Source organism: Pseudoalteromonas sp. SG43-5, assembly GCF_014164345.1.
Lineage (GTDB): Bacteria > Pseudomonadota > Gammaproteobacteria > Enterobacterales > Alteromonadaceae > Pseudoalteromonas > Pseudoalteromonas distincta.
In genome coordinates, this window is the sequence record NZ_JACJFA010000001.1 from 472859 (window position 1) to 487697 (window position 14839).

The following is a 14839-nucleotide window of genomic DNA, read 5'->3' on the forward strand; positions in this document are numbered from 1 at the left end:
TTATCTAAATAAATTAGGAAATTGTGTTAAATCTAACAAATCTACCGCGTTTCTCATACAAAAACCGACATTAAAACGTCAATTTTTAATTACGGTTGATAAAACCAGCAATTTCAGGACCAAATTCTTTAATTAAACGATTCCACTCAACCATTGGCATTCTAACATCTAACAGCCAATTACCTTGCTCATCAAATTGCTCTTCATGCACTGCATTTAAACTGAACAATGCAGCTCTTAAGCGACCATACAATGGCGTAAGAAATAATGTTTCGTTAAACATCTTCTTAGCTAGTAACTCACTGATAGCCTCGCTAAGTAATTCACACCCTTCACCAGTCTGAGCGCTAAGCCATACTCTTATAGGTTGACCTTCGTCATCTCGATCAATACGTGGGCTTACGTTATCCAGCGCATCAATTTTATTATAAATTAATAGCTGTGGTACTTCATCGGCCTCAATTTCTTTAAGCACCGATTGTACTTGTTCAATATTTTCTTGCAGACGTGAGTCTGCGGCATCAATTACATGTAACTGCAAATCAGCTTCGCGAGTTTCAGTAAGCGTTGCTTTAAAAGCAGCAACTAAGTCATGTGGTAGGTGACGAATAAAGCCCACTGTATCAGCTAAGATAACAGGGCCAACATCACCTAACTCAAGCTTACGTAGAGTCGGGTCAAGCGTGGCAAACAACTGATCGGCCGCGTATACATCTGAATTTGTAATTCGATTAAATAATGTAGATTTACCCGCATTGGTATAACCAACTAATGAAACTGTAGGTATTTCGTTGCGAGTACGAGCTCGCCTACCTTGTTCACGTTGCACTGCAACTTTAGCTAAACGTGCACGAATATTTTGAATACGGGCACGAAGTAATCTTCTGTCAGTTTCAAGTTGAGTTTCACCAGGACCACGTAAACCAATCCCGCCTTTTTGACGTTCAAGGTGAGTCCAGCCTCGAATTAATCGAGTCGACATATGGCGAAGTTGAGCCAATTCAACTTGCAGCTTACCCTCGTGGGTACGTGCGCGTTGGGCAAAAATATCAAGAATTAGCGTCGTTCTATCAAGCACACGACATTGACAAACGCGCTCTAAATTACGCTCTTGTGATGGCCTGAGTTGATGATTAAAAATTACGACATCTGCTTTGTGGATTTTGACAATCTCAGCTATTTCTTCTGCTTTACCGGTACCGACGAATAGTTTCGGATGTGGTGCTTGACGGCTGCCTTGCACAACCGCCAAACTACTAACACCAGCAGAAGATACCAACATTTCTAATTCGTGAAGATCTTCACGATCTCCTTCTTTAGGCAAGTCGATATGAACTAAAATTGCCTGTTCGCCGGATTCATAGCGGTCAAACAAACATTATGCTCCTAATTAAAAGTTTCCAGCTTCTGCCTCTTCAGTGTCTTCACTCCCTTGAACTGCTTGGAAGTTAACTGCGCGAGCAGGGACAACTGTAGAAATTGCATGCTTATAAACCATTTGATTTACGGTGTTCTCTAGTAAAATAACAAATTGGTCAAATGACTGAATTTTGCCTTGTAATTTTATGCCATTTACCAAAAAGATTGATACTGGAATGCGCTCACGTCGTAGTGCATTCAAAAATGGGTCTTGTAACGATTGGCCTTTTGCCATGTTATTGTTCCTTCGTTCTAGGTGTTATTATAATTAAGTGGCTGAACTTATTTGATAAAAAACAATATTCAACTACTACTAGCTTAGCGAACTTACTACACGATGCAAGTTTTCTTCGTCGCCTGTTGTTAACCAAGTAACATCAGGCCAACTACGAAGCCACGTTAACTGCCGTTTTGCCAGCTGACGTGTTGCTGCGATGCCACGAAAAACCATTTCATCATGGTTTGTTTCACCCGCAAGGTAATCCCACATTTGTCTATAACCAACACAACGAATAGAAGGCATATTGGGGTGTAAATCCTTACGTAGATATAGGGTCGAAACTTCATTTTCAAACCCCTGATCAATCATTATTTTAAACCTTTCTTCAATTCGGCGGTGTAATTCACTGCGTTCTTGCGGTGCAATCGCAAATTGATGAAAAGTATAAGGTAAAGCCGGCTGTTTTTGCATTTGCAACTCAGTCATGGTCTTACCAGTTAACCTGTAAACCTCTAAAGCTCGATTAATTCTTTGTGAATCATTTTCACTTATTTTTTCGGCTGCTTTTGGGTCAACTTTAACTAATTCTTTATATAAATGAGGCCAGCCAAATTCTTTCGCTTGCGCTTCTAACTCTGCTCTTATCTCTGTATCTGCTTCAGGTAAAGGCGATAAACCATCAATTAAAGATTTGAAGTACAGCATTGTACCTCCAACCAATACAGGCACTTTACCTTGTCTGTGAAATTCGTCAATTTTTTGCACTGCATCGCGCCTAAAATCTGCAACTGAATACGTTTCACTCGGGTCAAGTAGATCAATTAAATGATGCGGAGCTTTGGCTAATTCTTCCGCATCAGGTTTTGCTGTACCAATGTCCATACCTTTATACACTAGCGCTGAATCTACGCTGATTATTTCTGTATTTAAATGCTCGCACAGCGAGATTGCCAATGCTGTTTTACCTGCTGCAGTTGGACCCATTAAAAATATAACTGGTAAATTACTCAACACTGATACCTTAATCTAATTGCGTTAAATAGTGATTTAGCTCTATTTTAACTGCTTTTTTACGCAAGCGTTCAATAGTTTGTGGATTATTTTGTAAGCGCATTTGTTGCGCTAAAAATATATTGCTTAAATAAAATCGGGTCGGCACGCATTTCATTTGCCATTCTAACCAATTCTCTATATTTTCAAGTTTTGCTTTACACGCATCAAGTAGCTCACCTACCGCTGCACTTACATCAAGTAAATATAAACACGCTGGCAATTTTTTAACCATTACAAATTGTTTTTCTATTACAAGTTCAAAACCAAGTAAGGTAAACCACGATTGCTGGGATTCTATAAGTAAGCAATCTTCTTTTTCTAAGTTTACTCGCACTGGTAACAAAAGGGCTTTCCCTTCTAAACTTCCGAACTCTTTAATTTGATTATGCCAATCATCAACTAATGCATATTTAAAATGTGAGCAATACAATTGCTGCTCTTCACTATAGACACACACTCCTTCACTAACACTTATAATAGAAACAGCTTTTAAGACATTATCCACAGATACGGACTGGTGTAGTGCAGCAGATATATTGGCTGCATTATCAAAATGCGCGGCGTGTTGCTCACTCACTCCTTGATAAAACGCATTTACGTCATGATGGCTCGTACTTGGTGCAGCACGGTATGCACCGCCAATACTTCTAGTACCAGAGGACGAACTTGAGCTACCAGCACTTCCAGAGTAAGAGGGCTGTAATTGCGATTTAGGGTAATCAAACACTCCTTCGCTTTCTATATTATTAGCACTGCTATGCGTTGACTCAATGAACGCTGGCGTGAATTCTGCTTCTATGCTCGCTGATTCGTTAGTGAATTCGCCTTGCAATGGCACTACTACCTGCTTAATAGCTTGCAATATAAAATCATGAATTAACCGCCCTTGATGAAAACGCACTTCATGCTTAGCAGGGTGAACATTGACATCAACCTGTCGTGGGTCAATATCAATATAAATGACAAAACCGGGTAATTCTTGTGTTCCACTTACTTCTTCAAATGCCTGGCGTATAGCATGCAAAATAAGCTTATCGCGCATCATGCGATTATTCACATAAGTGTACTGAGTCGTATTCGCTGAGCCTACAGGTAGCACCCAACCATGCAGCTGTAGGCCGCCTTCTCCTGATTGAATATGCAAACCTTGCTCGGCAAAGGCCTTGCCTGCAACTTGTGCTACGCGTGTTATAGCCTGAGAGGGATCAGTTTTGGCACGATACTGCCTTACTACTTTTTCGTTGTGAGTTAGTGTAATAGAGACATCAAAGCGACTAAGCGCAATACGCTTTATCAACTCATCAATATGGCTAAATTCAGTTTTTTCGGTGCGTAAAAATTTACGACGTGCTGGAGTATTAAAAAATAAATCTTTTACTTCAATGGTTGTGCCATCGGGATGCGCTACAGGTTTTACTTGAACGGCCATGTCGCGGCCTTCTGCAAAAGCTTGCCAAGCCGCTTCTTGCTCTTTTGGTTTTGAGCTCAGCGTTAAACGCGACACAGAACTAATTGACGCAAGTGCTTCCCCTCTAAACCCAAGTGAGCAAATGTTTTCAAGGTCATCAAGTGATTTTAATTTACTTGTCGCGTGGCGAGAAAGTGCGAGCGTTAGCTCATTTTTACTTATCCCTGCGCCATTATCACGAATACGAATAAGTTTGTGGCCGCCGCGCTCAATATCAATTTGAATACGCGTTGCGCCAGCATCTAAGCTATTTTCAACAAGCTCTTTTACTACCGACGCAGGGCGCTCAACCACTTCGCCTGCGGCAATTTGGTTGGCTAAACGCGCGGGTAATATTTCAATATTCATGAGACTTCCTAGCAAACATTGCGCTAATAATAATGACTAACTTTGAGGTATATCGAGCTCTTGCCCAATAAATAAGGTATTAGAACTAAGCTTATTAACTTGTTTTAATTTATTGACTGTAACGCCATAGCGACTCGCTAACATACTTAAAGATTCACCGGGGCGTACTTTATGCTTTGTTGGATATTGCGACTTTAATTTAGCAAATAAAGAATCATCCGGCGGATTTTTCAAATAATAATTTTTAATTGAAGTAAATATAGCTTTAGCTAAACGCTCTTGATGATTAGGGCTTTTAAGTAGCTTTTCTTCTCGCGGGTTAGATATAAACCCCGTTTCTACCAAAATAGATGGAATATCTGGTGATTTTAGTACTGCAAGGCTCGCATGCTGGGGATCTTTTTTATGCAGTTTGGCAACCTTACGAAGCTCTTTAACCACTTCATCAGCTACATTTAAGCCAGTTTTCATAGAGTGGTCCATCGACATATCAAGCAACGCTTGTGCTAGATATTTTTCATTGGCGGCATCTTTCATTACATCAGCAGCGCCACCTAAAAGCTCGGAGTGTTTTTCTTTATCTTCTATCCATTTACCTATTTCTGAATTAGCACGTCTTAATGATAAAACCCACACAGAGGCACCATTTGGCCCAGGGCTTGTAAATGCATCAGCATGAATAGAAACAAAAAAATCTGCCTTTTTTTCACGGGCTCGATTAGTACGGGTATTTAATTTTACAAAATAGTCACCGCTTCGTACCATGCGCGAAATCATGCCACGTTCGCCATCAATCATGCGCTCTAAACGTTTCGCAATTTGCAGTGTAACTGTTTTTTCGTAGGTGCCTGATGGCCCAATTGAACCAGGATCTTCGCCGCCATGCCCCGCATCAATCGCAATAACAATGTCGCGCTCTTGGCTTAGTTGACGGTTTTTAGCGGCTGTTTGAGCAGGAGAAACAACTGTAGTAGCTTGGCTTTTATTATATAAATCAACAACGAGTCTATTTTTATAAGGGCCTGTAGGTGCGAGGGCAAATACCACTGGCTTTATTGGCGCGCTTAATTCAAATACTAAACGTACGCTTTGTTTATTTTTAGGTTTTGAGTAACGTAATTTGCTTACTATTTGATGTTTCGGGGGCACACCTGGCAATGTTTTTAACTCGCTAGTATTTTCTAAATCAATCACTAGGCGGCTAGGGTTTTTAAGCATGAAATAGCTAAAGTCGGGCTTATCATTTAAATCAAATACCACGCGCGTACTATCTGGAGACGGCCATACACGCACACTATTGATTGTGTTTTTAGCCCATAGCGGCAAGCTTATGGTGATAACCATAAGATAAATAAAAAGTTTAACTACACCTCGGCTCATTGGATAATTACTGCCTTAACTATATTATTATTGATTATTTAGTTTTTCGACAATTGCTATACCGCGCTCACTCGCACTATTTATAACAATTTTACGTTCGTTACCCACATAGCTTAGAGTAATATCTAAATCAGGCACAGGAATCAATTCACCACCCTTTTCAGGCCATTCAACAACACAAATTGCGTCTGCTGAGAAATAATCGCGTATTCCCATGTATTCGAGTTCTTCAGGATCACCTAAGCGGTATAAGTCAAAATGATAAACATTTGCACGCTCAAGCTCATAAGGTTCTACTAGTGTATAGGTCGGGCTTTTAACCTTACCTGTATGGCCAAAGCCTTGCACTACACCTCGTGTAAACGTTGTTTTACCAGCACCTAAATCACCATGTAAATAAATAACCGCACCTTGCTCTATAATATCAGCAACGCGATTACCCATTGTAACCGTGGCAATCTCATCAGTTAAATGAAATTCAAAACTACGCGTCATTATTACCTCAAAAATTCATTCAAAAGCGCATATTTGCTAATCATACCAGAATATTCATTTAAGGCGATAAATTGAGGTTTTAGACATAAAAAAACCAGACAAGCGAATGATTAAAGTTATATTTGAATATCTATTTTCGATACCTTAAAACTGTAACATTGAAATAAAGTAAGAGAAAAGTAACGCTACGGCTTATATGCCTATAGCAAGTATTAAAGTTACTGAGATATGTAAGCTTATAATCAAACTTTTATGATTCAGCCACTAGTTCTGATACTAAAAAATATATAGCAATAACGGAGTTGATGACACAAACCAGAAAACTACCCTACATGCTTTTGTATTTCTGATAAAAAGATAATACCAATTCGCTTAATTAAGTGATCTATTTTGAGGCTGGAAAAACGTGTTGATAGCTAGGCAGAAATTCGCTATTTAGTTGTTCTAAATGAGCATTTTTTAAAGCAGGTAGCGACACGTTTAGCCTCGTAAAATGATTAAGTATTATTGCGGATTGGTATAAGTCCTAAATGTGTAAACACGTTTCAAGACAAGGCAGTTCCAGAAAACAAAAAGCCCCGGCTAATGCCAGGGCTTTTTTACAAAACTAACTTAATTAAAAATTAAGCTTGTTTTGGACTAGAAATAACGTCTACTAAAGTCCAAGATTTATTCTTAGAAATTGGTGCGCATTCACGGATAGTAACTACGTCACCCGCTTTTGCTGTGTTATTTTCGTCATGTACGTGTAACTTAGTCGTACGTTTAATGAATTTCCCATAGATTGGGTGCTTCACATAACGTGCGATAGCGATAGTGAAAGATTTTTCCATCTTGTCGCTGATTACACGGCCTTGAAGAGTACGAATTTTATCGCTCATTATTGACCTGCCTTCTGGTTAATAACTGTTTTTACACGCGCGATATCGCGGCGTACTGTTCTTAGCGTGTGTGTCTGAGCTAACTGACCAGTGCTAGCTTGCATGCGCATATTAAATTGCTCACGAAGTAGTCCTAGAAGTTCAGCATTAAGCTCTTCTACGCTTTTATCTTTTAGTTCGCTAGCTTTCATCACATTACCGTCCGAGTTACGAAAGTTGTTTTGAATGGCAGTTTACGAGCAGCAAGGTCAAACGCTTCACGAGCAAGCTCTTCTGAAACACCTTCCATTTCGTAAAGTACTTTACCAGGCTGAATTTCAGCAACCCAATATTCAACAGAACCTTTACCTTTACCCATACGAACTTCAAGAGGTTTTTCTGTAATCGGTTTGTCAGGGAAGACACGAATCCAGATTTTACCTTGACGTTTCACGTGACGCGTCATAGCACGACGAGCTGCTTCGATTTGACGAGCAGTCATACGGCCACGGCCAGTTGCTTTCAATCCGAAAGTACCGAAGCTTACTTTGTTACCGTTTTGCGCTAAACCGCGGTTGCGGCCTTTGTGCATTTTACGGAATTTTGTACGTTTTGGCTGTAACATTACTCGCTACCTCTACTTAGCACTTTTCTTGGCTTTCTTTGGTGCGCGTTTAGCTGGCTTCTCTTGCTCTTGTACTAGTGGTAAACCACCAATAACTTCGCCTTTGAAGATCCAAACTTTAACACCAATGATACCATAAGTGGTTAAGGCTTCAGAAGTTGCGTAATCGATATCAGCACGAAGAGTATGTAGAGGTACACGACCTTCACGATACCATTCTGAACGTGCGATTTCAGCGCCGCCAAGACGACCGCTAACTTCAACTTTAATCCCTTTAGAACCGATGCGCATTGCATTTTGTACCGAACGCTTCATAGCGCGACGGAACATAACACGACGTTCTAGTTGAGAGGCAATGCCGTCTGCTACTAGTTGTGCATCTAGTTCTGGTTTACGTACTTCAGAGATATTAATCTGAGCAGGTACACCAGCGATTTTAGTTACCGCTTGACGTAATTTTTCTACGTCTTCGCCTTTTTTACCGATAACAACACCCGGACGAGCCGTGTGAATTGTTACTCGGATTGATTTTGCTGGACGCTCAATAACGATTTTAGACACAGAAGCCGTTTTTAATTCCTTAGTAAGGAATGTACGAACTTTGTGATCGCCAAAAAGCTGTGCAGAGAAATCTTTTGAACTCGCGTACCAGGTAGAAACCCAAGGTTTAGATATACCTAGGCGAATACCAGTAGGATGAACTTTTTGTCCCATTACTTATACTCCTAGCTATCTGAAACCATAACAGTGATATGGCTTGTACGCTTAAGGATGCGATCTGCGCGTCCTTTAGCACGAGGCATAATACGTTTCATTGTAGGACCATCGTCCACAAAGATCGTTGTTATACGAAGCTCATCAATGTCAGCACCTTCGTTATGCTCTGCGTTAGCAATAGCAGACTCAAGTACTTTCTTAACTAATACAGCCGCTTTCTTAGGGCTGTACGCCAGGATTTCTAGTGCGCGATCTACAGGTAACCCGCGGATCTGATCTGCAACTAGACGTGCTTTTTGCGCCGAACCAGAGGCGAATTTATGTTTAGCTAATGCTTGCATTTATCTTCCCCTCTTATCGTTTCTTCGCTTTCTTATCCGCAGCATGGCCACGGTAAGTGCGAGTTGGTGCAAATTCACCTAGTTTGTGACCGATCATTTCGTCAGAAACGAAAACTGGTACGTGCTGGCGACCATTATGGACAGCAATGGTCAATCCGATCATGTTAGGTATGATCATTGAACGACGGCTCCAAGTTTTAATTGGCTTTTTCTCACCGCTTTCCAAAGCTTTCTCTACCTTCTTCAGCAAGTGTAGGTCTATAAAAGGACCCTTCTTGAGAGAGCGTGGCATGGCTATTCCTCAATATTACTTAGTACGACGACGTACTATAAATTTATCCGTACGCTTGTTCTTACGCGTCTTCGCACCTTTAGTCGGCTTACCCCATGGAGACACAGGATGACGACCACCAGATGTACGACCTTCACCACCACCGTGTGGGTGATCTACCGGGTTCATGGCAACACCACGAACTGTCGGACGAATACCACGCCAGCGATTTGCACCTGCTTTACCAAGTGAACGAAGCATATGCTCAGCATTGCCTACTTCACCTAGAGTCGCACGACAATCAGATTCAACTTTACGAACTTCGCCTGAACGAAGACGTAATGTTACATACTGACCATCACGAGCAAGGATTTGAACGTATGCACCAGCAGAACGTGCGATTTGAGCACCTTTACCTGGTTTTAATTCTACGTTGTGAACAGTCGAACCTACAGGCATATTACGCATTGGTAATGCATTACCAGGTTTGATTGGTGCATCAACACCAGACTGGATTGCATCGCCAGCTTTTAAGCCTTTTGGTGCGATAATGTAACGACGCTCACCGTCTGCATATAATACAAGAGCGATGTTTGCGCTACGATTTGGATCGTATTCTAAACGTTCAACAGTGGCTGGAATGCCATCTTTAGTACGTTTAAAATCGATTAAACGGTAATGTTGTTTATGACCACCACCGATATGACGAACCGTAATACGACCATTGTTATTACGACCACCTGATTTAGAGTTTTTCTCTAAAAGTGGTGCGTATGGCTTACCCTTATGTAGATCAGAGTTAACCACTTTAACTAGGTGACGACGGCCCGCAGAAGTAGGCTTACACTTTTGAAGTGCCATAATTCTATCCCCTTATTACTCGGCGCCGCCGACAAAGTCTAGCTCGCTGCCTTCTTTAAGAGTAACGTAAGCTTTTTTCCAGTCGCTACGACGACCGAAACGTGCGCCAGTACGTTTTGTTTTACCCTTAACGTTAAGTGTGCGAACACCCGTTACTTCTACTTCAAAAAGCTTCTCAACTGCTACTTTAATTTCAGCTTTAGTTGCGTCATTTACTACTTTAAAAACAATAGTATTGTTTTCTTCAGCAGCAATTGTGCTTTTTTCAGAGATATGTGGAGCAAGGATCACTTTTAAAAGACGTTCTTCGCGAATCATGCTAGCGCCTCCTCAAGTTGCTTAACAGCAGCGGCTGTAATAAGTACCTTATCGAAAGCAATTAAGCTTACAGGATCGATACCAGCTACATCACGTGTGTCAACCTTATAAAGGTTACGTGCCGATAAGAAAAGATTTTCATCTACTTCTTCAGTCACGATAAGAACATCTTTAAGCTCAAGTTCTTTAAGCTTAGCAACTAGTTCTTTAGTTTTTGGTGCTGCTAGAGCAAAACTTTCAACAACGATTAAACGCTCTTGACGAACTAATTCAGATAAGATGCTTTTAATCGCACCACGGTACATTTTACGGTTTACTTTTTGGCTGTGGTCTTGTGGTTTAGCTGCAAAGCTAACGCCACCTGAACGCCAAATTGGGCTACGGATTGTACCGGCACGTGCACGGCCAGTACCTTTTTGAGCCCATGGTTTTTTACCACCACCGCTTACTTCAGAACGTGTCTTCTGAGCACGAGTACCTTGACGAGCACCTGCTGCGTATGCAACAACTACTTGGTGTACTAATGCTTCGTTAAACTCACGTCCAAAAGTAGCTTCAGAAACTTCAAGACCGCCAGAAGCGTCTTTAATTGCTAATTCCATCACTAAATCTCCAGGACTTATGCTTTAACAGCTGGTTTAACGATAACGTCACCGCCAATAGCTCCAGGTACTGCACCCTTAACTAAAAGCAAATTACGCTCAGCGTCAACGCGAACTAGTTCTAAGTTTTGAGTCGTTACACGCTCAGCACCCATATGACCGGCCATTTTCTTACCTTTAAACACCTTACCAGGTGATTGGTTTTGACCGATTGAACCAGGAGCACGGTGAGATAGAGAGTTACCATGTGTAGCGTCTTGCATGCTGAAATTCCAGCGCTTAACACCACCTTGGAAACCTTTACCTTTAGAAGTACCGGTTACGTCAACCTTGTTGATTTCGTTGAATAATTCAACAGTAAGCTCAGCGCCTACTTCAAAATCGCCTTCACCACCGTTAAGGCGGAATTCCCACAGACCGCGACCCGCTTCAACACCAGCTTTAGCGAAATGACCCGCTTTAGCTTTGTTTACACGACTTGCTTTTTTAGTGCCTGCGGTTACTTGAAGCGCGTTATAACCGTCTGTTGCGTCAGATTTGATCTGAGCAATGCGGTTAGGTGTCGCTTCAATAACTGTCACAGGGATAGATACACCATCTTCAGTGAAGATTCGTGTCATACCCACTTTACGACCGACTAGACCTAATGCCATTTTCCTAAAACCTCTCTAATCTTTCGATTAACCCAGGCTGATTTGAACATCAACACCAGCAGCAAGATCTAAACGCATAAGCGCGTCTACAGTCTTGTCAGTTGGTTCTACGATGTCTATCAGACGTTTATGGGTGCGGATCTCGTACTGATCACGCGCATCTTTATTAACGTGCGGTGAAGTTAGTACAGTAAAACGTTCAAAGCGTGTAGGTAGTGGGATTGGACCACGTACTTGTGCGCCAGTGCGTTTCGCAGTTTCCACGATTTCTGCCGTTGATTGGTCAATCAAACGGTGGTCAAAAGCTTTTAGGCGAATACGAATGCGTTGATTTGACATTCTTAACCTCAATATAAAGAGCATATAAAAGAGCATAAAAAAACGACCGAAACAATCTTAAAACTTAAGATGTCGGCTGTTTGATTATATCTACGTTGAGTTCCAAATCGGAACTCCTGTTTATTAGCTTGAAATCCAAGCTTAATTTATCCTTTCTAATTCCCAGAGGAATTTTGAAAGCCTGCGTATTATAGAGGTATTGGTGATAAATGCAACAACTATTTAGAAACAATGTAATGAATACTAATTTGATTAAATATGCGTCCATACATGTTCAATAGCTATACTTGAACTAATGCTTTTGATGCTAGTCAACAAACAACTAAACATCTTAATTGCGCAAACTAAGGGATTTTTAGATATTATGGTATCCTGTTGCGCTAATTTTGCCCTTAATACTCTCAATATGGTGAGTCGATGCGTATTTTTAATTATTGTTTAAATGTTATGTCTGCTGGATTTAGCCGCTTATTTGTGAAAAGCAAAGTGCTGCCAGAAAATCCTATTAAACAGTATGATCTAAACCCTGAGTACCCTACATTTTACATAGTGCGTTTAAATTCACGTTTTGATTTAGCCGCGCTGGCGCATGTTTGTAAAAAGAATGGCCTACCTAGCCCAACAGAAGAGCAAGTGCTAGGGACCCAAAATTTAGACCGTTTTATTGGTATTAAAAATCCTCCACCGTTATTTGGTGATGAAGCAAAACCAACCAATGCTTTAGCCCAAGGCAAGCAAATTATTGAGTACTTAATAAAAAGCGGTCAGCAAAACGTACAAGTGGTGCCTGTTACTATTTTATGGGGGCGCGATCCAGGTAAAGAAAAGCCAGGACTACGTACTTTAATTACACACTCTCTTACTCCAAGCTGGTTTAGAAAGTTTTTTGTGGTGTTATTTTCAGGGCGCGATAACTTTATTCGCTTTAGCCAACCACTCGACTTATCACTTTTAGTCAATGAAAAAGCCGACGTAAGTGAGTTACCTCATAAATTATTACGCGTAGCGCGTGTTCACTTTAAGCGCCAAAAGCTAGCTGCTACAGGCCCTAAAATGCCATCTCGTGAGCAATTATTTAATTCATTATTAGCGTCACCTACTATAAAAAAAGCAATTCAAGATGAAGCGAACGCTAAAAACATTAGCCAAACAGAAGCTCGTCAAAATGCACTTAAGCTACTTGATGAAATAGCCGCTAATTACTCTGAAGCAATGATACGTGTGGCCGAAAGGTTTTTAACTTGGTTATGGAATAAGCTTTATAATGGTATTGATATTAAACACGCCGAACAAATTCATGAACTAACAGATAAAGGACATGAAATAATTTATATGCCTTGTCATCGCAGCCATATGGATTACTTACTGCTTACTTACTCTATTTATCATTTGGGTTTAGTACCTCCGCATATAGCTGCTGGTATAAATCTTAACTTTTTCCCTGCCGGTGGCATATTTAGACGCTCTGGGGCATTCTTTATTCGTCGCTCGTTTGCAGGCAATAAACTTTATTCTGCCATATTCAAAGAGTATTTAAGCCAACTGTTTATTAAAGGTTACTCTGTTAAGTTTTACACGGAAGGCGGTCGAAGCCGAACTGGGCGCTTACTTCCACCTAAAACAGGTATGCTATCTATGACATTACAAGCAATGCTGCGCGGAATAGACAGACCAATATCTATCGTTCCTGTGTACATTGGCTACGAGCACGTAATGGAAATTAACACCTACCTTAAAGAGCTAGATGGAAAAGATAAAAAAGGCGAATCTATATTTGGTATTTTTAAGGCAATCAAAAACCTTAAAAACTACGGTCGTGGTAATTTAAACTTTGGTGATCCAATCTCGATTAACCAATACTTAAACGATAACCAACCTGATTGGCGTGATTCAATACACCCAACCGACGTGCAAAAGCCACAATGGTTAGCGCCACAAGTAACTAAACTTGCCGACCAAGTAATGGTTAAAATTAATAATGCGGCGGCGCTTAATGCTGTTAACTTACTAGCGATGATATTGCTGGTTAACGATAAACAAGCATTGAGTAAACCAAAGCTATTAGCACAACTTGATTTTTATCTGCGCTTACAGCGCGATGCAAGCTATAGCGATAAAGTAACCGCGCCAGACGAAACACCAGAGCAATTACTAACGCATGCATTAAAGCTGAATAAGTTTGAAGTTATCAGTGATGAATTTGGCGAAATTATTACTATTAGCGATAAAGAAAAAATACTGTTTAATTACTACCGAAACAACATTTTGCACTTGTTTGCAGTACCAAGCTTAATTGCACTACATCTATTTAAACAACACAGCACAACTATTGAGCAATGCCAGCAACTTGTAAAAACGTTTTATCCGTTATTTGCTAAAGAATGGTATTTACAGCCTCTTGATGAAAACTATATAACGCGTATTTTAGCTAACTTTGCTGATCAAAATTTAATTGAGTTTGATGGCGATAACATTCATATAACGAACAGTAATGACTGCCTAGCTAAGCTTGAAATGCTTGGACGAGCACTTAGCTTTACTCTACAACGTTACGCTATTGTAATTGGTTTTATTCAAACAAGTGATGGCATTGAAAAAGCAGAACTTGAAAGAGAAAGCCAAGTACTCGCACAACGTTTAGGTACACTGCACGGCATAAAAACACCTGAGTTTTTTGACAAAAAAGTACTTGTTAGTTTTATCGAAAACTTACGTGGTGAGTCATTAATAACAGAGGGTGATAAGGGCTTAGTAGGTAGCACACAACTATGTGAAACCTACGCACACCTTAAAACATTACTGCCAGCACGCGTCTGGCAGTCAATCAGCGATATAGTTCAAGATCAGTGTAACTAGCAATGCATTTACA

General features: G+C 40.6%; 18 protein-coding genes. 1 reads left to right on the forward strand and 17 read right to left on the reverse strand.

Annotation, left to right across the window (positions count from 1 at the left end):
* Nucleotides 1-85 precede the first annotated feature (85 nt).
* The 17 genes from hflX to rpsJ all read right to left on the reverse strand — a co-directional run bounded on the left by hflX (nt 86) and on the right by rpsJ (nt 11970).
* A complete protein-coding gene (gene hflX / locus H5161_RS02155) occupies nt 86-1375 on the reverse strand; it encodes a ribosome rescue GTPase HflX (protein WP_024597267.1) in 1290 nt (429 codons plus the stop codon).
* 15 nt (nt 1376-1390) lie between these two features.
* Nucleotides 1391-1654, reverse strand: a complete 264-nt coding sequence (hfq, locus tag H5161_RS02160) for an RNA chaperone Hfq (RefSeq protein ID WP_024597268.1) — start codon at nt 1652-1654, stop codon at nt 1391-1393.
* A 78-nt stretch (nt 1655-1732) separates the two neighbouring features.
* Nucleotides 1733-2650, reverse strand: coding sequence for a tRNA (adenosine(37)-N6)-dimethylallyltransferase MiaA (gene miaA / locus H5161_RS02165; protein ID WP_002957884.1), 918 nt, complete (start codon nt 2648-2650; stop codon nt 1733-1735).
* 10 nt (nt 2651-2660) lie between these two features.
* Nucleotides 2661-4508, reverse strand: coding sequence for a DNA mismatch repair endonuclease MutL (mutL, locus tag H5161_RS02170; RefSeq protein WP_182768585.1), 1848 nt, complete (start codon nt 4506-4508; stop codon nt 2661-2663).
* A 36-nt stretch (nt 4509-4544) separates the two neighbouring features.
* On the reverse strand, nt 4545-5888 hold the full coding sequence (locus H5161_RS02175) for an N-acetylmuramoyl-L-alanine amidase (protein ID WP_138489744.1): 1344 nt from the start codon (nt 5886-5888) through the stop codon (nt 4545-4547).
* A gap of 27 nt (nt 5889-5915) precedes the next feature.
* On the reverse strand, nt 5916-6383 hold the full coding sequence (tsaE, locus tag H5161_RS02180) for a tRNA (adenosine(37)-N6)-threonylcarbamoyltransferase complex ATPase subunit type 1 TsaE (RefSeq protein WP_182768586.1): 468 nt from the start codon (nt 6381-6383) through the stop codon (nt 5916-5918).
* Nucleotides 6384-7006: 623 nt separating this feature from the next.
* Nucleotides 7007-7264: a 30S ribosomal protein S17 gene (gene rpsQ, locus H5161_RS02185; RefSeq protein WP_002957888.1), complete on the reverse strand. Its 258-nt coding sequence runs from the start codon at nt 7262-7264 to the stop codon at nt 7007-7009.
* Nucleotides 7264-7455 carry a 50S ribosomal protein L29 gene (gene rpmC / locus H5161_RS02190; RefSeq protein ID WP_002957889.1) on the reverse strand — a complete coding sequence of 64 codons (192 nt, stop codon included), beginning with the start codon at nt 7453-7455 and terminating at the stop codon, nt 7264-7266. Before rpmC ends, rpsQ begins: the two co-directional genes overlap by 1 nt.
* Nucleotides 7455-7868: a 50S ribosomal protein L16 gene (rplP, locus tag H5161_RS02195; protein WP_002957890.1), complete on the reverse strand. Its 414-nt coding sequence runs from the start codon at nt 7866-7868 to the stop codon at nt 7455-7457. Before rplP ends, rpmC begins: the two co-directional genes overlap by 1 nt.
* A 12-nt stretch (nt 7869-7880) precedes the next feature.
* Nucleotides 7881-8582 (reverse strand): 30S ribosomal protein S3, encoded by a 702-nt coding sequence (gene rpsC, locus H5161_RS02200; protein WP_002957891.1) that lies wholly within the window; start codon nt 8580-8582, stop codon nt 7881-7883.
* A gap of 11 nt (nt 8583-8593) precedes the next feature.
* Nucleotides 8594-8926 carry a 50S ribosomal protein L22 gene (gene rplV / locus H5161_RS02205; RefSeq protein WP_002957892.1) on the reverse strand — a complete coding sequence of 111 codons (333 nt, stop codon included), beginning with the start codon at nt 8924-8926 and terminating at the stop codon, nt 8594-8596.
* 13 nt (nt 8927-8939) lie between these two features.
* A complete protein-coding gene (gene rpsS / locus H5161_RS02210; RefSeq protein ID WP_004588689.1) occupies nt 8940-9218 on the reverse strand; it encodes a 30S ribosomal protein S19 in 279 nt (92 codons plus the stop codon).
* A 15-nt stretch (nt 9219-9233) separates the two neighbouring features.
* On the reverse strand, nt 9234-10058 hold the full coding sequence (rplB, locus tag H5161_RS02215; RefSeq protein ID WP_002957895.1) for a 50S ribosomal protein L2: 825 nt from the start codon (nt 10056-10058) through the stop codon (nt 9234-9236).
* Between the two features lie 15 nt (nt 10059-10073).
* Complete coding sequence (gene rplW / locus H5161_RS02220; protein ID WP_002957896.1) at nt 10074-10376, reverse strand: 50S ribosomal protein L23; 303 nt, start codon at nt 10374-10376, stop codon at nt 10074-10076.
* Nucleotides 10373-10978 carry a 50S ribosomal protein L4 gene (gene rplD / locus H5161_RS02225; RefSeq protein ID WP_002957897.1) on the reverse strand — a complete coding sequence of 202 codons (606 nt, stop codon included), beginning with the start codon at nt 10976-10978 and terminating at the stop codon, nt 10373-10375. The genes rplW and rplD overlap by 4 nt, the downstream gene beginning before the upstream one ends.
* 17 nt (nt 10979-10995) lie before the next feature.
* The gene (gene rplC / locus H5161_RS02230) at nt 10996-11631 is read right to left on the reverse strand and encodes a 50S ribosomal protein L3 (protein WP_002957898.1); all 636 of its coding nucleotides are present in this window, start codon (nt 11629-11631) and stop codon (nt 10996-10998) included.
* A 27-nt stretch (nt 11632-11658) separates the two neighbouring features.
* The gene (rpsJ, locus tag H5161_RS02235; protein WP_002957900.1) at nt 11659-11970 is read right to left on the reverse strand and encodes a 30S ribosomal protein S10; all 312 of its coding nucleotides are present in this window, start codon (nt 11968-11970) and stop codon (nt 11659-11661) included.
* A gap of 417 nt (nt 11971-12387) precedes the next feature.
* Between rpsJ and plsB the strand changes: the two genes are divergently transcribed.
* Complete coding sequence (gene plsB, locus H5161_RS02240) at nt 12388-14826, forward strand: glycerol-3-phosphate 1-O-acyltransferase PlsB (protein WP_182768587.1); 2439 nt, start codon at nt 12388-12390, stop codon at nt 14824-14826.
* Nucleotides 14827-14839: the final 13 nt, after the last annotated feature.